The following is a 23,246-nucleotide window of genomic DNA, read 5'->3' on the forward strand; positions in this document are numbered from 1 at the left end:
CTATTTAAATGCTTAAAGAATTTAAAGACTTTGCGTTAAAAGGCAACGTATTAGATTTAGCTGTAGCCGTTGTTATGGGGGCAGCTTTCAATAAAATCATTTCTGCATTAGTCGAATACATCATCATGCCATTGATTGGTAAAATTTTCGGTTCAGTCAATTTTGCAGAAGATTGGGCTTTCTGGGGAATTAAATATGGTTTATTCATACAATCAATAATTGATTTCATAATCATTGCTTTTGCATTATTTATCTTTGTAAAAATTGCAAATACTTTAATGAAGAAAGAAGAACCAGAAGAAGAATTAGAACAAAATACGGTTCTTTTAACTGAAATTAGAGACTTATTAAGAGAAAAACATTAATAATAATATTAAATCGATTTATCAACTTACAATCAAAAGTTGATAAATCGATTTTTTTATAGAGACATTTCACTTTAATTCCATTTGAATTTTGTCATACTTTGATACTGATTTGATGTTACCTCTAAAATAAGTGGTATTCTTTGTTTTAATTCACTAACATGAGAGATAATACCTACCATTCTTCCCTTCGATTTAAGGTTTACTAGTGTATCAAGTGCAGTTTCAAGTGTTTCTTGATCTAATGTACCAAATCCTTCATCAATAAACATTGATTGAAGAGAGATTCCGCCCGATTCTTGTTGAACAATCTCACTTAATCCTAAAGCTAGCGCAAGCGATGCTTGGAATGTTTCTCCACCCGATAGTGAACTAATATGTCTTGCTTTATTAGAATAAAAATCAAAAACATCTATTTCTAAACCACTAAACCCTTGAGATAAAGCTTCTCTTCTTTGCAATTGATATCTTTGACCACTCATAGTAGCAAGTCGAATATTAGCTTGTGCTATAATTTTTTCTAAATAGTAAATTAGTACATAGTTTTCTAATGTTAATTTTTGACTGTTTTTACCAGATAGAATTTCTGCAAGATTAAATATATCTTGTTGCTCTTTCAACTCCTTGTTTAAATACTCGATATGAGATACAATTTCATCTACTTTTTGTTGGTTTAATTTCAGTTGATATTCTAATGTGGCAATTTCATTAGTTACATTTTCAAGTTTAGCTTTAAGTTCTGATAGAGTTTTTTGAATTTCTCCTATATCATCTAATTTTCTTCCTGCAACTAACTTTTTAAGTCTGCTTATTTCCAATTCATTCTTATGGATTTGTTTATCATATTCTTTAATTTCATTCTCTATGTCTTCTTTTTCATAAACAATTTTAATTATATCCTGAACTTGTTCAATAGAATCTATATTTAAACGGTTCATTTCAGCATCTAATGCTTGTTGTGTTTGTTTAATTTCCTCTTGAATATCATTTTTAGTTTGCTTATGATGATGCAAGTTATTTTCTTCTATGCTTAGTTTTTGAATAATTTCATTTCTATTTTGTTTATGATTTTCAAGTAATTTTAAATAATGATCAACATTACTTTTTAACTTTTTAAAATATGTTTCAAACTCATCTATTTCATTATACTGAGTAGTTGATTCAAAATCATTGATACGTATCTCACATTGTTCAATTTTAGATTTTGCATTTTTAATTTCATTTTCAATTTCAAACGATTCTTGATGTTTTTGTTCTACCTTTTTATTTGTTTTTAAGATAAATTCATTTTCCTTCTGTTGTTTTTCTTTTTCTTCTTTCTTTCTATTGATTTTAGAATAAAGGGTTTTTATATCCGGCATGGTATTTTCATCTACATGAATATTGTTTATTTGCTCCGTTAAGTGATTTAAAGTACTTTCCAATTTAGCTTTATCGATATTCATTTCATTAAGCTCTTTTTGTAATGATTGAATTAAATTTTGCTTTTTATTAATACTATCAAAATCAATATGTTGTCCTAATGAAGTAATTTCATTCCCGCAAATCGGACATGTATCTCCAAGTGACATGACTTGTTGAAGTTGTTCAACTAAAGTTTCTTTGTTATTCAAATTAATTTCTGTCTTATCTATTTCGGACAACTTATTAGATAAGTCTTCTATTTCAATACATTTTTGATTATAGGATGTCTTAGTGTCATTCAACTTAGAGGTTAATTCTGCTTTAATTTTCATATCATTTTTAAGCTTTTCTGCTAGTTCTAGTTCTTTTTCAATATTGAAAATATCCTGACTCAATTGTTCAACATAACTATAGTTAATTTCTTTTGATTTAATAGCTTCATTTAGTTTTAATAATTCATTTTCTATTATTTCTCTATTTTCATTTAAATCTACGAGTTGCGATATCAATCGTTCTTTGTCTTTATAACTATTTAAATAGAGAGTCATATTGGTATAAAAAGTATTAGTTTTTTCCAAATAGGCTTTTTCTTTATTGATAGATTCTTCTTGTTCAGATAATTGATTTAATTCTAATTGATTTTCTTCTTTTTCTTTTATTAACTTGTTAATTTCTTGACCAACGATTTCTATCAATTTTTCTGCTTGATTTAACTTTTTATTGGCCGCTTCATTTCTATCTAGTAATTGTGATAATGGTTTAATTTCATTAATCTTATTTAATCTCTCACGTTGTTGATTTATATTATTTTCCTTTTGCTTAAGTTGCTTTAATGTACTTTCACTTTTATTTAACTCATTTAAATTTAATTCTAACTCTTTATTATCACTGAGCTTTTGTTCTACTTTTTCAATTTCATTTTCATTATTTTTCTTTTGTTCATACTTTTTTCTCCCTATTTTTTTACCAAATTCATTAAACCTATGTAATACCTCAATGATTTTGTCTGTTTGATGTACATTGATACTTTTTAATTCTTCTAACTCATCGTTTTCAAAAGTATGGAGATCATTCCATAATCGTTCAATGTTTTTATATCTTTCTTCAATTTGGATTTTTTCATTTTTAACATTTTCGTTTAATTGTTTTTCAATTTCTTCAAATCGTTCACTATTAAAGAGTGTTCTTAAAATCCCTTGCTTTTCTTTACTATTAGATAATAAGAATTTTTTAAATTCACCTTGTGGCAAAATAAATAACTGTCTAAACTGTTCAGCATTAACACCAATTAAGTCGATAATAAATTGATTACCTGCATTTACCATACTTTCCCTTAAATCAAATTCGTTTTCTATATACTCGAAAACATTTAACTTTGCGGGCGTTTTGGTTGTATTACCTTCTTTAATATAAGGACCAGTACGAACTATTTTAAATAGTTTATGATTAAGTTCAAATTCGAACGTCACTTGCATTGCTGAATTACCATCTGCAAAATGACTTCTTAAATCATTCTCTTTTCTATTTTTAGTTGAAGCTTCTCCATATAATGCATATACGATGGCATCAAATATCATTGTTTTACCGGAACCAGTCTTACCACTAATTAAGAACAATTGATTTTGATCTATATTTCTAAAATCTATTGTTTCATTTAAGAAAGGACCAAAATTGTTCAACTTTAACATCATTGGTTTCAAGGTAATTAATCTTCCTTTCTCATCAAATCATTAATAATTTGGTTAATTTTCTTTTCTTGTATATCACTTAATTGCTCATTGGTTATCGTTTTATAAAAATGATTAATAATTGAAAGATCATCTTCTTTTTTGATTTCTATATGTTGAATTGCTTCATGGTACTCAAACGTTTCGTTTGTTAATGCTAATGTATTAGGATAGATTTGTTTCAAATTAATAATCGGATCTGAAATATGAGCCATGTTTCTTAATTTGAAATGGATATAATTATTCTTATTTGATACGTTTGCCTTTTCCTGTATGACGTCTTCATAATCCCCTGTGACAATTTCTAATTTTCTCATTGGTTCTATTGGAACAAAATAATCTTGAATATCATTTTTATGATTAAACTTAACTACTCGATAACCTTTAGGTTGTCCAACTTCTGAAAAAGAATATTGAAGTAATGAGCCACTATATTTAATAATGTCCTCATTAATACTAAATGGATGATGTAAGTGACCTAACATTACAAAATCAAAAATATTAAATGATTTTCTTTCTACTGTTTCGACAGTACCTATCGTTAATGGCCTTTCTGAATCTGAAGTCTTACCACCTTGTACAGTTAAATGGCCAATCAAAATATTAATTTCATGAGGTTGTAGCGTTTCTGACATAGAACTTATACACTTATCTAATGCTTGTTGATGCGTTTGAATTGAATCATCTTTAAAATAATGTTGCACTTCAGCAACTGTTGCAAAAGGTAATGTGTAAAAATTGATGCCATTTATATGAATTGGTTGTGTCATACTTTCAAGTTGAGTTCTTATATATAAATCGCTATGTTCGAACCAACTCGCACCATAATTCAAACGTTCTTTTCCATCATGATTCCCACTAATTAAAATAATTGGAATTTTCATATCAATATTTAACGTGGCAATCGTCTCTTCAAATAATTTAATCGTTTCTTTACCAGGATATGTAGTATCGTATAAATCTCCTGCAATAACGATCATATCTGGTTTTTCTTCTTTCATTCGATCTATAAATTGTTCTAATACATATCTTTGATCTTCGAGTAGTTGTTTACCATTTAAAATTCGACCTAGATGCCAATCTGCTGTATGGATTACCTTCATCTTTATACCTCCGAATAGAACGTTTGTTCGTATTAATCATATTACTTTTCAATATATATTTCAAGCAAAAAGCCACTCATCTAGGTAGATAAGTGGCTTTTATATATTTAATGAACAATAGATTTTTTTACTTTTTTGTACTTGTAATACATCGCTAATCTCCATGGTACTATCATACAAAATGCTAATAAGAAAAACATACCAGCAATTTCTCCTGGATCAATTTCATTACTAATGAATATTTTTATAACAGTACGTATAACTAATAGTGATATCAAAATAATTGGAAACGCCTTTGATCGTTTCATATAAATCTCACTACCTTTTACTTCAAAACGAGATGTCCAAATTAAAACTGTAGAAAATAATACACCTAAGACTAATGATTCTAGTATCTCAGTTCCCGTCAATCTGAAATATGGTATTACATACATTAAAGCACCTGTTGCCATGAAAAATGGTGGTAAAATAATTTTCTTTTCATTGACTGGAAAATTTTGTGCTTTCATACGAATCACAATAACAACTGCACCCATCAAGAATGCAAATACAATTGAAAATATTAAATATGCCACTGTTACACCTTCTCATATATTCTAAACTACAATACTCTTTTTTAATCACGTGTTAGTATATCATTAAACGTATATATTTTCATAGCTTTTAATTTAATAAATAGGTATCCCAATATCAATCAATTTAACACCTTATTTTATTTATGATTTCTTATCAATAATTGAACCGTTATAACCTTATAAAAATGAAGACACTACGCATTTGTTAACTTATATTTTTAGTTCTATTTTTACTGTTATTCATAAAGATAGTTTCAAAATAATGATTAAACTTTACTGATACAAACTACATTTCAAATGACTATTCATTTTCACTCAAAACACATCATTTATAGTAAATTAAATATCCTAGCCTCCAGAAAAAGAATAATAATAGAACCATTATGATAACTGTTAATAATAATTGTAACACTACATGCACTTTTAGCCGATTACCAATAATTGAAACAATTATTACTGATAAAAATGACGCGATACCTAATTTGATACTATCTGGTTCTAAATTCAAAATAAACACCTCACATTAAACTTAACGATTAATGTTGGATGCCTTAACGATAGACTTAATAATTCTTCTAATCCTTTCAATATTATAAATACATTTCAATTTTAACTGAACATTTGGTTATTTTATTTAATAGAACAATCATAACTAAAAATAAAAAGGATTAAGACAGAAATTTATAACTGCCTTAATCCCTTTTTATATTATTTCTTTTGACCTTTCATACCTTGGTCCATGTTTTTGTTCATCATAGTCATCATTTGATTGATTTTCTTTTGAGAAGGTTTTTGACCCATTTGCATCATCATCATACGTAGCATTTCTTCATTAATAGGTGGGTTTTTTTTCAAATAGTCCATCATATATTTTCTAGCTAAGAAGAAACCACCAACTAAACCTGCGATTAATGCTATTACAATTAAGATAATTGCTAACCATGTTGCCATTGTTTCACCCACTTTCTTTATCCTAATGAATTTTACTAGATTCAAATATTTATTTCAAGACAAATTTAAGACTTAAAATAATGCACATCAAAAATCATAACAAATTTTCTAATTTTATTAAACGTACTTTATAAATTATTTTATTATTTAAAAACGAAGCCTGGGACATAAATTAAATGTCTCAGGCTACAGCAATATATTTAAATCAACAATGAATTAAAATTCACGAATTTGATTTAAAACATTTTCTTTTGTAAATCCATATTTTTCAACAACTAAGTCGCCAGGAGCACTTGCACCAAATCCATCGATACCAATCACTTTACCTTGAGTACCAACATATTTATGCCAACCTAATGTTGATGCCATTTCAATAGCAACACGTTTAGTTATGTTTGAAGGAATCACAGATTCTTTGTAGTCTTCTGATTGTTGTTCGAATGCGAACCAGTTTGGCATAGAAACAACTCTAACGCCTTTACCTTGTGCGTCTAAATCTTTAGCTGCTTCAACCGCTAAACTTACTTCAGAACCAGTTGCTAATAATAAATATTCAGGAGATTCTTTAGATTCATAAACTACATAAGCACCTTTACGCACGCCTTCTTCTACTGTTTCTTCTGGAACATCTAAAGTTGGTAAGTTTTGACGTGTAAGTACTAATGATGTAGGTGTACTTTCAGATTCTAGAGCAACTTCCCAAGCAACTCTTGTTTCGTTACCATCTGCAGGACGAATCACATTCATGTTAGGAATTGCACGTAATCCAGCTAATTGTTCAATTGGTTCATGCGTAGGACCATCTTCACCTACTGCAATTGAATCATGAGTAAATACAAATGTTGAATTTAAGCCCATAATTGCTGATAAACGTAATGCAGGTTTTAAGTAATCACTGAAAACAAAGAAAGTTGCTCCATATGGATGTAAACCACCGTGAGCTGCCATACCATTAACGGCTGCTCCCATACCAAATTCACGAACACCAAACCAAATATTTTTACCGTCACGATTATCTTTATCGTAATCTTTAGCATCTTTAACATTTGATTTGTTTGAACCAGCTAAGTCTGCAGATCCACCAAAGAATGATGGCACGTGCTTACTTAACGCTTGAATAACTTCACCTGAGTCAGCACGTGATGCTGCATTATGATCTGCATCAAATTTAGGTAGTTCTTTTTCATAGTTTTGTGGTAATTTACCACTTATTGCTAATTTGAACTCTTCAGCTAATTCTGGATAAGCTTTACTATATTCTTCAACTTTATTTTTCCAATTTTCTTCATGCTCATTAGCACGTTTCAACATTGTAGAGTTGAAAATATCGTACACTTCTTGCGGTACATTAAAACGTTTTTCAGGATCTAAACCGTATGCTTCTAATGTTAATTTACGTTCATCTTCACCTAATGGCGCACCATGTACACCGTTAGTACCTGATTTGTTTGGAGATCCAAATCCAATGACTGTTTTAATTTCAATAATAGTTGGTCCTTGTTGAGATTTAGCTTTATTAATTGCGTTATCTATTTCTTCTAAGTCATTGCCATCTTTAACTAAGATGTAATTCCATCCATATGATTCAAAACGTGATTGTGTTTTTTCAGAAAATGCTTTGTCTAAATCACCATCTAATGAAATATCATTTGAATCATATAAAACGATTAATTTGTCTAATTGGTTATGGCCGGCAAATGAAGCTGCCTCATGTGAAATACCTTCCATTAAGTCGCCATCTGACGCAAGTACATACGTATAATGATCAACTACATTGTAATTTTCTTTATTAAATTTACCTGCTAAATGACTTTCTGCTAATGCCATACCTACAGACATTGCAAAACCTTGACCTAGTGGACCCGTTGTTACTTCTACACCATCAGTATGTCTGAATTCTGGATGACCTGGTGTTTTAGAATCCCATTGTCTAAATTGTTTTAGTTCATCCATTTCTAAGCTACCAGATACATGTAATAAGCTATATAATAACGCCGAACCATGTCCAGCAGATAATACAAATCTATCTCTGTTAAAATAATCTTTAGATTGGGGATTAAAATTTAGGTGTCTTGTCCATAGTGTGTATGCCATTGGTGCTGCACCCATTGGTAAACCAGGGTGACCTGAATTGGCTTTTTCTATTGTATCGATACTTAAAGCACGAATCGTATCGATTGCTAATTGATCTTCTTTATTAAACATTATATTTTCTTCCCTTCTTCAAATAATACCTCAAATTAATTATAACTTATTTTAATATAAATTCATAAAGAAAAATCTGAAAAATCCCTCAGTTTTTCTATTAAAATAAATCTAAAATGATAAAATTTCACGCTTATTTTTCTTTCTTATTCTGATGAATTTTCTTTAATTTTTCAGGAGTAACATCAGTACCCTCTGGATCTATCACTTTAGTGTTTTCTAATTGCTTTTTGAACCCTTCTCTAAATGAATCAAGATATTGTTTTCTCAACTTAGATTGCTCTTTGGCTTCTTCGTTGGTTAAACCTTGTTCTTTCTTCTTTTTAGCTAATTCATTAATTCTATCAATATTTAAATCATTTTTAGACATTCAAATTCCTACTTTCATATCAATTATTGTTCAATTATATCCATAGTTAATTTCTAACCTTATATCATATATTTTTATATTCTTATAATAATATAGCGTTTATAAACCTTCCATAGAATATAACAAAAAAATGAGCATAACCAAATCGTTACGCTCACTTTTACTTTTTTATTCTATTTTAGTGTTTAGTGGGCTAATGCGAACATAGACCCAGATTTATGTTCGCTGTTCCCGTTATTATTAGGTGTTTGATGTTCATTTTGGTTAGCATTCTGATGAATTTCATGATCTGTCATTTCGTACGTTTGTTCTGAATGTGCGCTTTGATTAACACTTAAGAAGAATACTAAAAAGATAAGGCAAGATACTAAAAATACTGCTATATATGTTAAAAATGTCTTTGTTTGTTTTGTTAACATGAATCTCACTCCTAGAACGTTTGTTTGTATTTATAATTTAACAGAACAGATGTTCCATGTCAACACTTTAACGAACAAACGTTTGTTATTTACTATTAGAGATGCTATAATAAACTTAAATAAAACTAGGGAGTGCCTATATATGAGAGAATTAACGAAAAGACAAAGTGAAATATATGATTACATTAAGCAGATTGTTCAATCAAAAGGGTATCCACCAAGTGTTCGAGAAATTGGTGAAGCAGTAGGATTGGCTTCAAGTTCAACTGTTCATGGTCACTTATCAAGATTAGAAGAAAAAGGCTATATTAAACGTGACCCTACTAAACCTAGAGCAATTGAAATTGTTAGCGAACAATTAAATGATAATATTAGTATGGAAGAAACAATTCATGTTCCTGTAATCGGTAAAGTAACTGCAGGTATTCCAATTACTGCTGTTGAAAATATTGAAGAATATTTTCCATTGCCTGAACATTTAACTTCCACACATAATAGCGATATTTTTATTTTAAATGTTGTTGGAGACAGTATGATTGAAGCGGGTATTCTTGATGGCGATAAAGTTATCGTTCGTAGTCAAACAATCGCAGAAAATGGCGATATTATTGTTGCGATGACAGAAGACGATGAAGCGACAGTTAAAAGATTTTATAAAGAAAAGAACCGTTATAGATTGCAACCCGAAAATAGTACGATGGATCCAATTTATTTAGAAAATGTTATTGTAGTTGGAAAAGTAATCGGTTTATATAGAGAAATGTAATCATATTTTATCCTCATAACCCCCTATATATATAAAAAGGATTAGGCATCATGCCTAATCCTTTTTATTTTGATTCTTGTTCAAAACTTCTTTTACTTTTTCTAAGATATCAGGTTGTTGTTTTGATTTAGTTGACATTCTATCTACTTCCTTACAACTAATTAGTACCCCAACATATATTGTTTTAAACGATTAACCAGTATAATTTTCGGTCCAATATGGTTGTCGTTGATCATTAAAATCAACGCCGACGCCTAAAGTTGAGAAGCTATCATTTAGTATATTTTTTCTGTGCCCTAATGAATTCATTAGTCCTTCGTGAGCGTATATACTATTTTGTTGTCCATAGGCTAGATTCTCACCTGCGGCATTAAAGTCATGGTGATCTGCTTTCAATCGATCAAATGGTGATTTCCTCTTTAAATCTGTATGATCAAAATAATTATTTTCCACCATATCTTTGCTATGCTTTCTAGCAGTATTAGAAATGGATTTAGAATAACTTAACGTTGATAATTGTCTTTGTTTTCTCTCTGCATTAACAATATCAAAATCTTGTAATTCAAAGCTTTTTTCCAAGGATTTAGAAGGTGCACCATATTGCTCTTGAAGTCTATTTTCCATTTCATCACTTACTTGATATAACGCTGTGACACCATTCTGTTCATGTTTATCATAGAAGACAGTAGTATATATATGCTTTTTGTGAAAGACGTCATATTCATCGTTTTGTATTTCAAACCGCTTATTCCCTTTTTTCATTTCATCAATAGGTTTACCTAAACGATCTCTCACCTTATTTTTAGGGGTCGCATATTTTATTTTAGATTGCGAAGAGATTAAGTTTTGATTAGTGTACATACCGTTTACTCTATCTTTAATATAACTAATCATAACGAATTGGTTATAATCATCATCGTAATACGTATACCAATGTGTGCCATATTCATTAGAAGTGATGCGTCGTGCTTTACCTAATTTATCTTCCACTTCTTTTTTTGACATATTCATTTGAATATTATTTATGGCAAATTCTTGTTTATTCGGAACATCCAAACTTATATCTTCTTCATTAGAATCTCCAAATGCCCAATGATCTATCTGTTGTCTAACTTCTAATTGAACTTTTTCTAGTGGTTTCCATTCATTCAATGGCAGAAAAATGACTAAACATAAACATGCGACAAAAAATACGAGAAACTTTTTAATTGTAGTCACCTACCATAAGATACTAGTCTCTATCTCCGTTAAAAATTGAATTTCTAACAATGACATAATCTACAGTGCGTAGTGATTTTAAATCTTTTCCACCCGCATAAGAAATAGAGCTTTGTAAATCTTGTTGCATTTCTCTTAAAGTATCTTTCAATGACCCTTTATGTTCTACAAACATCTTTTTGCCTTCAACGTTTTTATGTTCGCCCTTTTGGAATTCAGAAGCACTACCAAAATATTCTTTATAGCGTTTACCTTCTAGCTCAACTGTTTCTCCTGGTGATTCTTCGTGAGCTGCAAAAAGTGACCCAATCATAACCATTGATGCACCGAAACGAATTGATTTAGCAATGTCACCGTGTGTTCGTAAACCACCATCGGCAATAATAGGTTTTCTAGCTGCTTTACTACATAAATTAAGTGCAGCTAATTGCCAACCACCTGTACCAAATCCTGTTTTAATTTTAGTTATACAAACACGACCTGGTCCAATACCTACCTTCGTTGCATCTGCACCGGCATTTTCTAATTCTCTAACGCCTTCAGGTGTACCTACGTTACCAGCTATAACAAATGAATTAGGTAAATATGTTTTAATGTGTTTAATCATATTAATCACAGAATCAGAATGTCCATGTGCAATATCAATTGTTATATATTCTGGTGTTAATTGTTCATTTGCGAGTTGTTCAATAAATTCAAATTCTGATTTTTTTACACCAACTGAAATAGATGCAAATAAGTGATTGCTTTGCATTTTTTTGATAAACGGAATTCTAGCTGCTTCATTGAATCGATGCATGATATAAAAATAATCGTTTTCTGCAAACCATTGCGCTAATTCTTCATTCATAACTGTTTGCATGTTAGCTGGTACAACTGGAAGTTTAAATGAACGTGGTCCAAATTGAATTGAAGTATCACATTCAGATCTACTTTCAACAATACATTTGTTCGGTATTAGTTGTATGTCTTCATAATCAAATATTTTCATATTAATCTAAAAGCCCCTTTATAAAACAATATATTTTGGGATAAATAGCTAAAATCCGAATAATCAATTTAAAATCAGTTACTTTATTCAGAAAATATTATCCTTACTTACTTTACATTGTTTTATTGTTCTTGTAAATGGACTTTAGTACGAGTTTTACCAACTTGATTTTTTCACGCCAGGTATTTGACCTTTATGAGCATGTTCTCTAAATGCAATACGTGACATTTCGAACTTTCTTAATACACCTCTTGGTCGTCCAGTCACTTTACATCTACGTATTAAGCGTGTAGGTGATGAATCACGTGGTAATTTTCTTAAAGCTTCATAATCACCTTTTGCTTTAAGTTCTTTTCGTAATTCAAAATATTTATCTACTAATTCTTGTCTCTTTTGTTCTTTTGCAATTTTTGATTTTTTAGCCATTTCTTTTACCTCTCTTTTTTATAAATCGTAATTATTACGTTTTATATAATAACACGTATTATGATTTTTGCAAACGTGAAATTTCCCTAGCTAAATAAAATGTTAATTTTCATGATTAAGCACAAAAAAAGACCTTTTTCGATTAAGAAAAAGATCTTTTCGCATTTCAAATTGTCGTATTTGAAAGATAAGTGATTATTTAGTTTCACGATGTAACGTATATTTGTTTAATCTTGGGCAATATTTTTTCATTTCAATACGCTCAGGATTATTTCTTTTATTTTTAGTAGTGATATAGTTACGATCGCCACATTCTGTGCATGCTAATGTGATATTTACGCGCACGTTCAACACCCTTTCTAGTTAGGAATACTTACGATTTAAAATTCTATCATATAAATCTTCAGTGCGCAATCTTAACTTTTAATTTTTAAAATTCTCATAAGTTTCGTCTTGCTCACCTTCTAAATCGATTGAATTAATATCAATACCTAATGCTTTAGCAACACCTTTACCATAATCTGGATCTGCTTTATAGCAATGGCGAATATGTCGTCTTTTAACATCCTCTGTTACACCATCCATCGCATTGGCTGTATTAGTAAAGATTCTCTCTTTCGCTTCATCAGATTGTAATCTAAATAACTTACCTGGTTGTTCAAAGTAATTATCATCATCTTGACGTTGATTATATTCATAACCATCACCATCAGCTGGGAATGGCGGCTTTTTAAATTCAGGTTGGGAATCATAAACACCTTGATTATTTGGATAATAATGAGGTCCGCCACCTTGGTTATCATCTAAAATACGCATTTGGCCATCACGACTAAATGGACATAAATTTTCAATACCTACACCTTTAGGTTGGTTAACTGGTATTTGCCAATGGTTAACTCCTAATCTATAACGTTGCGCATCACCATAAGAGAATAAACGACCTTGTAACATTTTATCTGGTGAATAGTCTAAACCAGGAACGATGTTTGTAGGTGCAAAAGCAGCTTGTTCAACATCTTGGAAATAGTTATTAGGATTGCGGTTTAATTCAAATTCTCCAACTTCAATTAATGGATAATCACCATGATACCAAACTTTTGTTAAATCAAATGGGTTATCTTTATGATTTCTAGCTTGTTCTTCTGTCATTACTTGAATATACATTTTCCATTTAGGATAATCACCATTTTCAATCGCATTAAATAAATCTCTTTGTGAAGAATCACGATCCGTAGCAATCACGTTAGCCGCTTCTTCATCTGTTAAATTTTCAATGCCTTGTTGTGTTCTGAAATGATATTTAACCCATACGCGTTCACCTTTATCATTGTACATAGAATATGTGTGTGAACCGAATCCATGCATATGTCGTAAATCTTTTGGAATACCTCTATCTGACATTAAAATTGTCACTTGGTGTAATGCTTCTGGTAATCCTGTCCAGAAGTCCCAGTTATTTTGTGCACTTCTCATATTCGTTCTTGGATCTCTTTTAACAGCTCTATTTAAGCTTACGAATAATTTAGGGTCTCTAAAGAAGAATACGGGCGTATTATTACCAACTAAATCCCAGTTTCCATCTTCAGTATAAAATTTTAATGCAAATCCACGAATATCTCTCTCAGCATCTGCTGCACCTCTTTCACCAGATACAGTAGAAAATCTCGCGAACATTTCAGTTTGTTTACCGACTTCCGAGAACATTTTAGCACTTGTATACTGAGTAATATCATTAGTTACGGTAAATGTTCCAAATGCACCGGAACCTTTAGCATGCATACGTCTTTCAGGAATCACTTCACGATCAAAATGTGACATTTGCTCTAAGAAGTAAATATCCTGCATTAAAAGTGGACCTCTTGGACCAGCAGTCATACTATTTTCTCTATCTGACACGGGTGCGCCGAATAAACCTGTTAACTTACCGTCTTGTTTAGACATCAAATTTCCCTCCACACAAATTAGAATTATTATAATATAGTATCCATTATAAAGTATCCCCTCTTTTAATGAAACTTAAACCCCTTATCTCAACCGAATTATCAGAAAATTTTTAAATTTTACTTTAAAGTGCTAAATTACTATTGAATAGTAGGTCTAAAAGAATTAAAATGATGGATATATTTAAAATAGATGGGAGACAGTATATGGAAGATAATAATATGAAAAGAGGTTTAACCTCCAGACACATAACCATGATTGCTATAGGTGGCGCAATTGGAACTGGTTTATTTGTGGCTACAGGAAGTGTCATTTCTGAAGCTGGTCCTGGTGGCGCTATCCTTGCTTACCTCTTAATAGGTATCATGCTTTATTTCTTAATGGCGTCTATTGGTGAATTAGCTACTTTCTATCCAGTATCTGGTTCATTTAGTTCTTACTCTACTCGATTTGTTGATCCATCACTTGGTTTTACCATGGGATGGTTATATTGGGGAATGTGGACACTTGTAACAAGTGTAGACGTCATCGTTGCCGCAAATGTATTAAAGTTTTGGCATGCTTTTAATTTCTTTAGTCCCTTAGCTTGGAGTTTGATATTTATTACGCTACTTTTACTACTAAATATCTTCTCTGTAAAAGCTTTTGGTGAAACAGAATTTTGGTTATCACTCATTAAAGTAGTCACAATTATTGTATTTATAGTTTTTGGTATTTTGATGATTTTTGGTATTTTAGGCGGACATTCTTATGGATTTGAAAATTATACTAAGGGACAAGCACCTTTTGTAGGTGGTATCTCAGGTATTTTAAGTGTTTTATTAGTTGCTGGCTTTTCTGTTGGTGGTACAGAAGTAGTTGCAGTCACAGCTGGAGAATCAAGTGATCCAAGCAAATCAATGCCTAGAGCGATCAAACAAGTATTTTGGAGAATTTTATTATTCTATGTATTATCTATAGCTGTCATCGCTGCAATCATCCCATATACTGATCCATTACTATTAAATGAAAGTCAATCTGTTACTCAAAGTCCATTTACAATCGTATTTGACCGTATAGGTATTGCTTTTGCTGCCTCAGTCATCAATGCAGTTATTTTAACTTCACTATTATCAGCAGCGAACTCAGGTATTTATACAACAAGCAGAATGCTTTATTCATTAAGCGTTGATAAACAAGCACCACAATTTTTCAACAAATTAAATAAAACTACTAAATTACCGATTAGATCAATTCTAACAACTTATTTATTAGTAGTAGCTGTAGTAATATATGCTAATTTTAATTCTAATGCTGTATTTAATTTATTAAATATTATTGGTTCGATGGTTATCATCATTTGGGGTTCTAGTATATGGGCACAAATTAGAGTGCGTCGTGCTATTAAAAAACAAGGTAAAGATGCTAACGAATTATTACCTTATAAAGCACCATTTTATCCATTCGGACCTATAGTCGTAATTGCTACATTATTATTCTTATTATTTGGTAGTTCATTCGGAAGTATTGCTTCAGGTGATTGGATTAGTGTTATTAGAAACTTTACGCCTATTCTAATCCTAGCAATTATCTTCTTTGTGCATAAAATGATTAAGAAAACGAAGTTTGTCAAACTTGAAGAAATGGATTTAAGTTCTCATATTTTCAAAAATAATTAACCGTTATAAATAGAATTACACCTTTCGATTGATTTGTTTAACTAATTTTAATTGAAAGGTGTATTTTATTTTGTCAAAATGAACGCGCAACAATTAATAAATTACTATTGTTTTATAATTAAAGTTTATTTTCTGCAAACAAATTATCATGTATAATAAAGTTAAGAAAAATGGCTTAGAGGTGGTTTCAATGATTGGTCAAACAAATTTGTTCGATGATGTGATTAAAAGTGACGAACGTTTTGTTATCGTCGTGCAATCTTTAGAAGAAAAAAATGGTCAACTCGTTAAAAATACTTTAAGAGAATATCCAAGTTTAAATCACGACCAAATGAATAACTTATTTACACATCTGAAAGAAGTATTTTTAGAAGAAAAGTTTCAAGCAAACCAATCAGCATTTACTATAACTGTTTATACGAATCTGGATTATGCAGCGGATCAAGTTTATGCACATGTTAAACGCTATAAAGGGAAAAACGATTGGACACACACAGCAAAATAATCTAAAAAAAGACTTAGGTAACTTGTCCTTGGTATACATCGATAACATGTTAGTAAATATGTTATCGCGTTACCATCAAGATACCTAAGCCTATTTAATTATAAAAGACGTTTTAAAGCATGTGGAATGCCATTAGAATTATTATCTAAAGTTACTTCATCCGCAATATTTTTTAATTCGTCACTTGCATTGCCCATAGCGACAGCATGACCAACAACCTCTAACATGGATTGATCATTTAAACTATCACCAAATGCAATCACTTCTTCAAGTGAAATATCTAGTTTTTTACATAATGCTGTAATTGCATTACCCTTTGAAACATCTCTCGCCATAAATTCTAAAAAGAATGGTTTACTTGTAGTTACATCAATTTCCTCATTAAAGAAACCATTCAAGTCGATACGCGCTTCAGTAATATTACCTACATAATCGACGCCCATAACTTTTGGCACACTATGTGTAATATAAGATTTAATATCTTCCACACGTTTCATCGGTAGACCAGTTAATTCTGATTCAATATTCATGTATTCATGATCGCCATCATAAATAATGTAACCTTCGTCATAAGTTAAGACTAAAAAGCCTTTTTCACGGCAATAATCTACAATCGCGTCAAAATTTTCTTTAGATACGCTTTGACTTACTTCTACTTCTTCTGTAGTCATATTAATTGTTTTACCACCGTTATAACTAATAATAAAACTTTCATGTTCATTTAATTTTAATGTTCTTGCTACAGGTAACATCCCTTCAGTTGGTCTTCCTGAAGCTAAAACAACTTTATATCCTTTGTCTTGAATATCAATAAGATAAGATTGTGTTTCTGGAGATACTTGATTCTCACTATTCATTAGTGTGTCATCCATATCCATTACGATTACTTTATATTTACTCATGTTATTTCGAATCTCCTTTCAATGACTTATCTATATTTTACATCAAAACAAGCTCACTGGTACACTACTTCTTCAATGACACCAACTTCATTGATAGTCACTAATTCTGAGATACAATGTGACATATCTTTCTTTAAAGTTCTTACTATTTCACCACTATGTTCACGGGGGCTCATTGTTAATACTGTAGGGCCAGCACCACTAATGACAGTCGCATAAGCATGGTGTGCTTTAGAAATTTGTCTAATGGATGCAAATTCTGGAATTAAATGTTGACGATAAGGTTCATGAAAGCCATCTTGTTCCATCATTTTTCCAGCTAATTCATATTTGTGTTGTATTAACGCACATATCATAGTATTACTAATTGCACTATTACGTACTGCATTAGAATGTGAAAAAGTATCTGGTAATGCTTGACGAGAATCTTCAGTTTTAAGTTCATATGGTGGAATAGTTAGTATAATATCTATTTTAGGCACATCAATGCGTGCTACATCTGTCACTTTAGTATCTGGATTATAATAACCAGAAATTAACCCGCCATAAATTGTAGGTGCTACATTATCTGGATGACCTTCAAACTCAGTTGCTAGTTGAAGTAATTCATACTGGGATAATTGAATATTTCCGAAATAGTTAGCGATATAAAGTGCACCAACTAACGCTGAAGCTGAAGAACCTAAACCTCTTGCTAAAGGTATATCACTTCTCATATCAATACTTAACGCTGGTAACTCAACATTATATTTATAAGCAACTTTTTGAGCGACCTGATAAATATAATTAGATTTATCCTTTGGTAAGCTCTCTAATTCTTCATTAAAGTAGTTAAATTCCCAATTATCACCCTGAATTGCTTTGATGTTCATATGAAGATATTTATTTAATGCCATACCAATCGAATCAAATCCAACACCTAAATTTGCAGTAGAAGCGGGAATTTTCAACTTTAACATAGCTTCCATATTATAAAGCTCCTTTAATATACTTAATAATGCTTTCTTTGTCATTAGGAAGTGGTTGTATTGGATTATCTAATAAAGAAATAGCTGTGTCTGGGTCTTTCAAACCGTTTCCTGTTAAAACAGCTACTACTTTTTTTCCTTGTGGTAAGCGACCAGCACGTTTTAATTTAATTAAACCTGCAATAGATGCATTACTAGCGGGCTCACTGAAAACCCCTTCCTTAGATGTCATCATTTGATAAGCTTCTAAAATTTCTTCATCAGTTACACTATCAATTAATCCATTTGATTCTTTAAGTGCATTAGTCGCTTTCTCCCAACTCGCAGGATTTCCAATACGAATAGCAGTAGCAACAGTTTCTGGATTTTTAATGACTTTATTTTGAACGATTGGTGATGCACCTTCTGCTTGGAAACCAAATAATTGTGGTAATTGACTACCTTTTTTCTCATGATATTCTTTGAAACCTTTCCAATATGCAGTTATGTTACCTGCATTACCAACTGGAATCGCCAAAATATCTGGAGCTTCACCATCTAGTTGTTCTACTAACTCAAAAGCGCCTGTTTTCTGCCCTTCAATTCTAAATGGATTAACCGAATTCACCAATTCAATGTCGCCATTCTTTGCAATCTCTTTCACAATTTCTAAAGCTTCATCAAAGTTTCCTTCAATGGATACGATTTCAGCACCATACATTACTGCTTGCGATAATTTACCTAAAGCTATTTTCCCTTCAGGAATGACTACTATTGCTTTCAACCCTGCTCTAGCTGCATATGCCGCTGCTGATGCTGATGTATTTCCTGTTGACGCACAAATAACAACTTTTTTACCCTGCTCTTTTGCTTTAGTTACGGCCATAACCATGCCTCTATCTTTAAAAGAACCTGTTGGATTCGCACCTTCATATTTTACGTATAGTTCGATTCCAAGCATTTCTGACATATTTTCACAATAAATTAACGGTGTATTCCCTTCATTCAACGTTAATTTAGGTGTTTGGTCATTTACAGGTAAATATGATTCAAATTCTTTAACTAAACCTTGCCATCTTTTCATAAGTATTAAACCCCTTCTACTGGATAAACTTTATTAACATCAAATCCTGCGTTATTTAATAATTGTTCAGGTGAATGATCTAATCCTAAAATTACTAATGCGTATGTATCTGCATCACGCTTAGTCACTTTTAATGATTTATGGAATGGTAAATGTGATTTAAGTTCTTTTTCTAACTTTTCTTCAGATTGCTCTTGAGACTTAAGCACAACATAAAAGTTCAACTTTTCTTGAACGAGAACGGCTTCTTCATTATCCATCATTTCTCTAGTTTCTTCAGTTTTCAATTCAAAATGAGGTGGTAGCGTATGTAAATTTGATTCAAAGAATAAAGCCACATTCAATAAATCACTCACAACAGCACTTCCTGTAGCTAAACTACCGGCACCTTTACCATAAAACATTGTATCGCCTACAGCATCACCAATGACATAAATGGCATTATACTCATTTTCTACTGCTGCAAGTTGATGCTTTTCATCGATTAACGTAGGTTCTACTGATGCATTGACCTTTCCATTATTATAAGTTCCCTTACCAATCAATTTAATTTTATATCCTAATGCTTTTGCAGCATTGATATCACTTAGTGTCGTATTTCTAATGCCTGTTAATTGAACGTCATTAAGTTTAATCACTTGGTTAAATGATAGGTATGATGTTATAACTACTTTTCTAGCGGCGTCTATACCATCTACATCATCTGTTGGATCAGCTTCTGCAAAACCTAGACGCTTAGCTTCCTCAAGTGCATCTTCGAAAGTTGTTTGATCTTGAGTCATTTTAGAAAGAATGAAGTTTGATGTTCCATTTAAAATCCCCATAAATTTAGATATATTATTGGCATTTAAACCATTATTAATTGCATTTACAATTGGTATACCACCTGCAACACTTGCTTCAAATTTTAAAGCAACACCGTTAGCTTCTGCCAAATCTTCAAGTAATTTTAAATGTACTGCTAATAAATCTTTATTCGCAGTAATGACATGCTTTTTATTCTTTAAAGCACTACGTAACCAATCAACTGTAGGTTCAATGCCTCCCATAACTTCCACAACAATATCAATAGTGTCATCATTTAAAATTTCATTCACATCTTCAGTTAGGTGATATTGACTAATATTTAATGGACGTTTCTTTGATTTGTCACGAACAAGTATATGCTTGATAACAATATCTTTATTAAGTGTATCTTTAATTTGTTGTCTATTCTCTTCAATTATTTTGACAACACCTGATCCTACAGTACCTAAACCAAGTAATGCTATATTTAATTCCTTCATGTCGCTGTACCTCCTTGTTCACTTGAGAAAAACAAATGTATCGTTGAAAAATACCATATGATGGTATAGTATAGAATTATTCTTAATTTTTGTAAAGTTCACAATAATGAAAATATAACTTTATAGTACCATGCTCTACCGAAAAACTAAATAAAATTTTCTGATTTTTTAGAAAGGTTGTTTTATTATGAAAGTAGCTAAATTTGGAGGCAGTTCAGTCTCTAACGCCAAGCAAATTAAAAAAGTTTTAAAAATTGTTAATGATGATCCAGAACGTAAGATTATTATCGTTTCTGCTCCGGGAAAACGTTTCAGTGATGATATTAAAACAACAGACTTGCTCATTCGTTTATACGAAAAAGTCATCAATAACATTGACTATCAGCATAAAAAACAAGAAATTGTTCAAAGATATGCAGATATTGTTGAAGAATTAGATATGGAACGTGATATTCTTACTACGATTGATGAAACTTTGGAAAAATATATATATGAACTTAAAGATAAACCTGCACGTCTTTATGATGCTATTGTGTCATGCGGTGAAGACTTTAATGCACAACTCATCGCAGCTTATAACAATAGCCAAGGTATTCCTACTAAATATATTTCACCGAAAGATGCAGGTATTTTAGTCACTGATTTACCTAAACAAGCTCAAATTTTAGATTCTGCCTATGAACAAATATATAAATTAAATAATTATAAAGAAAAATTAATTATTCCGGGATTCTTTGGCGTTTCCAAACATCATTTTATAGTTACTTTCCCTAGAGGTGGCTCAGATATTACGGGTGCTATCATTGCTAGAGGTGTTAGAGCATCGCTATATGAAAACTTTACAGATGTATCTGGTATATTCAAAGCTAACCCCAACATTATTAAAAATCCTGAAATCATCGAAGAAATTACTTATAGAGAAATGCGAGAACTTTCATACGCCGGTTTTAGTGTATTTCATGATGAGGCGCTACAACCTTTACATAAAGACCGCATCCCTGTAGTTATTAAAAATACAAATCGTCCTCAAGATAAAGGCACTTTTATCGTACATGATCGAGAAATTAATTCTAAAAATGTAATTAGCGGTATTAGTTGTGATAAAGATTTTACTGTTATAAATATCAAAAAATACTTGATGAATAGACAAGTTGGTTTCACAAGAAAGATTTTAGGTGTTCTTGAAGATTATAATATTTCATTTGACCATATGCCTTCTGGTATAGATAATATCAGTCTCGTCATGCGCTCTGATCAAATCAGAGATGTAGAAAGTCGAGTGTTAAATGATATACAAAAATATTGTGACGTAGATGAGTTAAGTATTGATCACGATCTAGCAATTTTAATGATTGTTGGTGAAGGGATGAATAGAGTTATTGGTACTGCTAGTAAAATTACCCATGCACTTGCTGAATCTAATATTAATTTAAAAATGATTAACCAAGGGGCATCTGAAATTTCAATGATGTTTGGTATCAAACTAGAAGATGCAGAAAAAGCCGTAAAAGCAACTTATGAATTCTGTTATCACGGTATCTGTATAAAAGATTAATTTAAAAAAAGCAACTTTCTAAGTAGAACAAAATCTAGTTCTTTAGAAAGTTGCTTTTAAGCTTCTAATATCTTTTTATTATTTAAAATAGCTTCTTTAATTCTTTTTTCACCCACAACAAGTTTAAGAATGAAAAATTGATAGTAACTCAATGAATCAATTACTTTTTTATAATTAGAGAATTGATGATAGTTTTGGTTATCTAATAAATCATACATCAATACGATTTCAGGTTTAATATAATCCACATCATAATTTAATGAATGGAAATAAATATTATTCTTAGGTAAACGAATTTGAGAATTCAACCTAAATATCCACTCATCATTCACAACATCATATACAAATATCTCCATAATTTGTTGCTCTTCATCATACACATTTGCATGTGTAATTTCTTTTAATGACATGTTATGACTTTCTGAACATTCACCAGCTTTATTAAAAAAACGAACATCAAAATGTTTTGGTATAGCTTTGACAATATCTATTAATTTTTTACGTTCTACACAAATATCTACTTTTGAAGGTAGTTCAAGGTCATCACTTAAAAATAACTGCATTGCTACAACGCCATGAAACTTGAAAGACTGTGATGATGATTGAATTAATGCTTCAACTAAAGTTTGAGTATTTGAATGCTCTTCCATATACATGTACACCACCTTCTTAGTAAACGCTTTCATAACCTATATTATACCCTCTAGCTACATCTTTTTCAATTGATTATTTGTGAACAATTAGTAAAAATTATATTTAATATACTGATAATTTTTTATTATTTCATCTTAATTGGTGGATACTCCAATGGTTATTTATTAAAAGTGTCTATAACGTTAAATTTTCAA

At 30.8% G+C, this 23,246-nt stretch carries 22 protein-coding genes; 5 read left to right on the forward strand and 17 right to left on the reverse strand.

All coding sequences use genetic code 11. The features are described 5' to 3' along the window. Positions 1–8 precede the first annotated feature (8 nt). The gene (gene mscL, locus P7F85_RS07235; RefSeq protein ID WP_002466891.1) at positions 9–365 is read left to right on the forward strand and encodes a large conductance mechanosensitive channel protein MscL; all 357 of its coding nucleotides are present in this window, start codon (positions 9–11) and stop codon (positions 363–365) included. A 74-nt stretch (positions 366–439) separates the two neighbouring features. On the opposite strand, the gene sbcC is transcribed toward mscL, so the two are convergent. The 7 genes from sbcC to sosA form a co-directional block, all read right to left on the reverse strand. Beyond that, positions 440–3,469 carry an exonuclease subunit SbcC gene (gene sbcC / locus P7F85_RS07240; protein WP_058714298.1) on the reverse strand — a complete coding sequence of 1,010 codons (3,030 nt, stop codon included), beginning with the start codon at positions 3,467–3,469 and terminating at the stop codon, positions 440–442. A gap of 5 nt (positions 3,470–3,474) precedes the next feature. Then, the gene (gene sbcD, locus P7F85_RS07245; RefSeq protein WP_002465846.1) at positions 3,475–4,599 is read right to left on the reverse strand and encodes an exonuclease subunit SbcD; all 1,125 of its coding nucleotides are present in this window, start codon (positions 4,597–4,599) and stop codon (positions 3,475–3,477) included. A 107-nt stretch (positions 4,600–4,706) separates the two neighbouring features. Continuing rightward, on the reverse strand, positions 4,707–5,174 hold the full coding sequence (locus tag P7F85_RS07250) for a CcdC family protein (RefSeq protein WP_002465848.1): 468 nt from the start codon (positions 5,172–5,174) through the stop codon (positions 4,707–4,709). A gap of 708 nt (positions 5,175–5,882) precedes the next feature. Continuing rightward, a complete protein-coding gene (locus P7F85_RS07255) occupies positions 5,883–6,125 on the reverse strand; it encodes a YneF family protein (protein ID WP_015365032.1) in 243 nt (80 codons plus the stop codon). 216 nt (positions 6,126–6,341) lie between these two features. Beyond that, positions 6,342–8,330: a transketolase gene (tkt, locus tag P7F85_RS07260; RefSeq protein ID WP_046464373.1), complete on the reverse strand. Its 1,989-nt coding sequence runs from the start codon at positions 8,328–8,330 to the stop codon at positions 6,342–6,344. A 133-nt stretch (positions 8,331–8,463) separates the two neighbouring features. Next, positions 8,464–8,700, reverse strand: a complete 237-nt coding sequence (locus P7F85_RS07265; protein ID WP_002466350.1) for a DUF896 domain-containing protein — start codon at positions 8,698–8,700, stop codon at positions 8,464–8,466. 185 nt (positions 8,701–8,885) lie between these two features. Further along, positions 8,886–9,119 (reverse strand): DNA damage-induced cell division inhibitor SosA, encoded by a 234-nt coding sequence (gene sosA, locus P7F85_RS07270; protein ID WP_002466360.1) that lies wholly within the window; start codon positions 9,117–9,119, stop codon positions 8,886–8,888. Between the two features lie 142 nt (positions 9,120–9,261). On the opposite strand from sosA, the gene lexA reads away from it, so the two are divergent. Beyond that, positions 9,262–9,885 carry a transcriptional repressor LexA gene (gene lexA, locus P7F85_RS07275; RefSeq protein WP_002466354.1) on the forward strand — a complete coding sequence of 208 codons (624 nt, stop codon included), beginning with the start codon at positions 9,262–9,264 and terminating at the stop codon, positions 9,883–9,885. Between the two features lie 192 nt (positions 9,886–10,077). On the opposite strand, the gene P7F85_RS07280 is transcribed toward lexA, so the two are convergent. The 5 genes from P7F85_RS07280 to P7F85_RS07300 all read right to left on the reverse strand — a co-directional run bounded on the left by P7F85_RS07280 (position 10,078) and on the right by P7F85_RS07300 (position 14,461). After that, positions 10,078–11,103 (reverse strand): CAP domain-containing protein, encoded by a 1,026-nt coding sequence (locus P7F85_RS07280; protein ID WP_019235890.1) that lies wholly within the window; start codon positions 11,101–11,103, stop codon positions 10,078–10,080. Between the two features lie 13 nt (positions 11,104–11,116). Beyond that, positions 11,117–12,094: a GMP reductase gene (gene guaC, locus P7F85_RS07285; protein ID WP_015365036.1), complete on the reverse strand. Its 978-nt coding sequence runs from the start codon at positions 12,092–12,094 to the stop codon at positions 11,117–11,119. A 156-nt stretch (positions 12,095–12,250) separates the two neighbouring features. Next, complete coding sequence (rpsN, locus tag P7F85_RS07290) at positions 12,251–12,520, reverse strand: 30S ribosomal protein S14 (RefSeq protein ID WP_002466365.1); 270 nt, start codon at positions 12,518–12,520, stop codon at positions 12,251–12,253. Positions 12,521–12,715: 195 nt separating this feature from the next. Further along, positions 12,716–12,865 (reverse strand): 50S ribosomal protein L33, encoded by a 150-nt coding sequence (rpmG, locus tag P7F85_RS07295; protein WP_001831295.1) that lies wholly within the window; start codon positions 12,863–12,865, stop codon positions 12,716–12,718. A gap of 78 nt (positions 12,866–12,943) precedes the next feature. Next, positions 12,944–14,461 carry a catalase gene (locus P7F85_RS07300; protein WP_002466353.1) on the reverse strand — a complete coding sequence of 506 codons (1,518 nt, stop codon included), beginning with the start codon at positions 14,459–14,461 and terminating at the stop codon, positions 12,944–12,946. Positions 14,462–14,667: 206 nt separating this feature from the next. On the opposite strand from P7F85_RS07300, the gene P7F85_RS07305 reads away from it, so the two are divergent. Both P7F85_RS07305 and P7F85_RS07310 read left to right on the forward strand, forming a co-directional pair. Continuing rightward, the gene (locus tag P7F85_RS07305; protein ID WP_002466366.1) at positions 14,668–16,119 is read left to right on the forward strand and encodes an amino acid permease; all 1,452 of its coding nucleotides are present in this window, start codon (positions 14,668–14,670) and stop codon (positions 16,117–16,119) included. 190 nt (positions 16,120–16,309) lie between these two features. After that, positions 16,310–16,624 carry a hypothetical protein gene (locus P7F85_RS07310; protein WP_002466361.1) on the forward strand — a complete coding sequence of 105 codons (315 nt, stop codon included), beginning with the start codon at positions 16,310–16,312 and terminating at the stop codon, positions 16,622–16,624. A 98-nt stretch (positions 16,625–16,722) separates the two neighbouring features. Here the strand turns inward: P7F85_RS07310 and P7F85_RS07315 are convergent, their stop codons facing one another. The 4 genes from P7F85_RS07315 to P7F85_RS07330 are packed head-to-tail and all read right to left on the reverse strand — an operon-like array spanning position 16,723 to position 20,843. Further along, positions 16,723–17,526 carry a Cof-type HAD-IIB family hydrolase gene (locus tag P7F85_RS07315; RefSeq protein WP_002466348.1) on the reverse strand — a complete coding sequence of 268 codons (804 nt, stop codon included), beginning with the start codon at positions 17,524–17,526 and terminating at the stop codon, positions 16,723–16,725. 53 nt (positions 17,527–17,579) lie between these two features. After that, positions 17,580–18,494 carry a homoserine kinase gene (thrB, locus tag P7F85_RS07320; RefSeq protein WP_002466367.1) on the reverse strand — a complete coding sequence of 305 codons (915 nt, stop codon included), beginning with the start codon at positions 18,492–18,494 and terminating at the stop codon, positions 17,580–17,582. 1 nt (position 18,495) lies between these two features. Next, positions 18,496–19,557 carry a threonine synthase gene (gene thrC, locus P7F85_RS07325; protein WP_002466362.1) on the reverse strand — a complete coding sequence of 354 codons (1,062 nt, stop codon included), beginning with the start codon at positions 19,555–19,557 and terminating at the stop codon, positions 18,496–18,498. Positions 19,558–19,562: 5 nt separating this feature from the next. Continuing rightward, positions 19,563–20,843, reverse strand: coding sequence for a homoserine dehydrogenase (locus P7F85_RS07330; protein WP_002466349.1), 1,281 nt, complete (start codon positions 20,841–20,843; stop codon positions 19,563–19,565). A 187-nt stretch (positions 20,844–21,030) separates the two neighbouring features. Between P7F85_RS07330 and P7F85_RS07335 the strand changes: the two genes are divergently transcribed. Further along, complete coding sequence (locus tag P7F85_RS07335; protein ID WP_002466363.1) at positions 21,031–22,398, forward strand: aspartate kinase; 1,368 nt, start codon at positions 21,031–21,033, stop codon at positions 22,396–22,398. Between the two features lie 56 nt (positions 22,399–22,454). Here the strand turns inward: P7F85_RS07335 and P7F85_RS07340 are convergent, their stop codons facing one another. After that, entirely contained in the window at positions 22,455–23,054 is a 600-nt protein-coding gene (locus tag P7F85_RS07340) for a hypothetical protein (RefSeq protein ID WP_002466355.1), read from the reverse strand. Positions 23,055–23,246: the final 192 nt, after the last annotated feature.

The sequence above is a fragment of the Staphylococcus sp. aM genome (assembly GCF_052975125.1).

Excerpts from the sequence above, each read along its gene's own strand:
- mscL (WP_002466891.1), top strand. The coding sequence starts at position 9 with ATGCTTAAAGAATTTAAAGACTTTGCGTTAAAAGGCAACGTATTAGAT.
- sbcD (WP_002465846.1), bottom strand. The coding sequence starts at position 4,599 with ATGAAGGTAATCCATACAGCAGATTGGCATCTAGGTCGAATTTTAAAT.
- P7F85_RS07255 (WP_015365032.1), bottom strand. The coding sequence starts at position 6,125 with ATGGCAACATGGTTAGCAATTATCTTAATTGTAATAGCATTAATCGCA.
- tkt (WP_046464373.1), bottom strand. The coding sequence starts at position 8,330 with ATGTTTAATAAAGAAGATCAATTAGCAATCGATACGATTCGTGCTTTA.
- P7F85_RS07265 (WP_002466350.1), bottom strand. The coding sequence starts at position 8,700 with ATGTCTAAAAATGATTTAAATATTGATAGAATTAATGAATTAGCTAAA.
- sosA (WP_002466360.1), bottom strand. The coding sequence starts at position 9,119 with ATGTTAACAAAACAAACAAAGACATTTTTAACATATATAGCAGTATTT.
- lexA (WP_002466354.1), top strand. The coding sequence starts at position 9,262 with ATGAGAGAATTAACGAAAAGACAAAGTGAAATATATGATTACATTAAG.
- guaC (WP_015365036.1), bottom strand. The coding sequence starts at position 12,094 with ATGAAAATATTTGATTATGAAGACATACAACTAATACCGAACAAATGT.
- rpsN (WP_002466365.1), bottom strand. The coding sequence starts at position 12,520 with ATGGCTAAAAAATCAAAAATTGCAAAAGAACAAAAGAGACAAGAATTA.
- P7F85_RS07300 (WP_002466353.1), bottom strand. The coding sequence starts at position 14,461 with ATGTCTAAACAAGACGGTAAGTTAACAGGTTTATTCGGCGCACCCGTG.
- P7F85_RS07305 (WP_002466366.1), top strand. The coding sequence starts at position 14,668 with ATGGAAGATAATAATATGAAAAGAGGTTTAACCTCCAGACACATAACC.
- P7F85_RS07310 (WP_002466361.1), top strand. The coding sequence starts at position 16,310 with ATGATTGGTCAAACAAATTTGTTCGATGATGTGATTAAAAGTGACGAA.
- P7F85_RS07315 (WP_002466348.1), bottom strand. The coding sequence starts at position 17,526 with ATGAGTAAATATAAAGTAATCGTAATGGATATGGATGACACACTAATG.
- thrB (WP_002466367.1), bottom strand. The coding sequence starts at position 18,494 with ATGGAAGCTATGTTAAAGTTGAAAATTCCCGCTTCTACTGCAAATTTA.
- thrC (WP_002466362.1), bottom strand. The coding sequence starts at position 19,557 with ATGAAAAGATGGCAAGGTTTAGTTAAAGAATTTGAATCATATTTACCT.
- P7F85_RS07330 (WP_002466349.1), bottom strand. The coding sequence starts at position 20,843 with ATGAAGGAATTAAATATAGCATTACTTGGTTTAGGTACTGTAGGATCA.
- P7F85_RS07335 (WP_002466363.1), top strand. The coding sequence starts at position 21,031 with ATGAAAGTAGCTAAATTTGGAGGCAGTTCAGTCTCTAACGCCAAGCAA.
- P7F85_RS07340 (WP_002466355.1), bottom strand. The coding sequence starts at position 23,054 with ATGTATATGGAAGAGCATTCAAATACTCAAACTTTAGTTGAAGCATTA.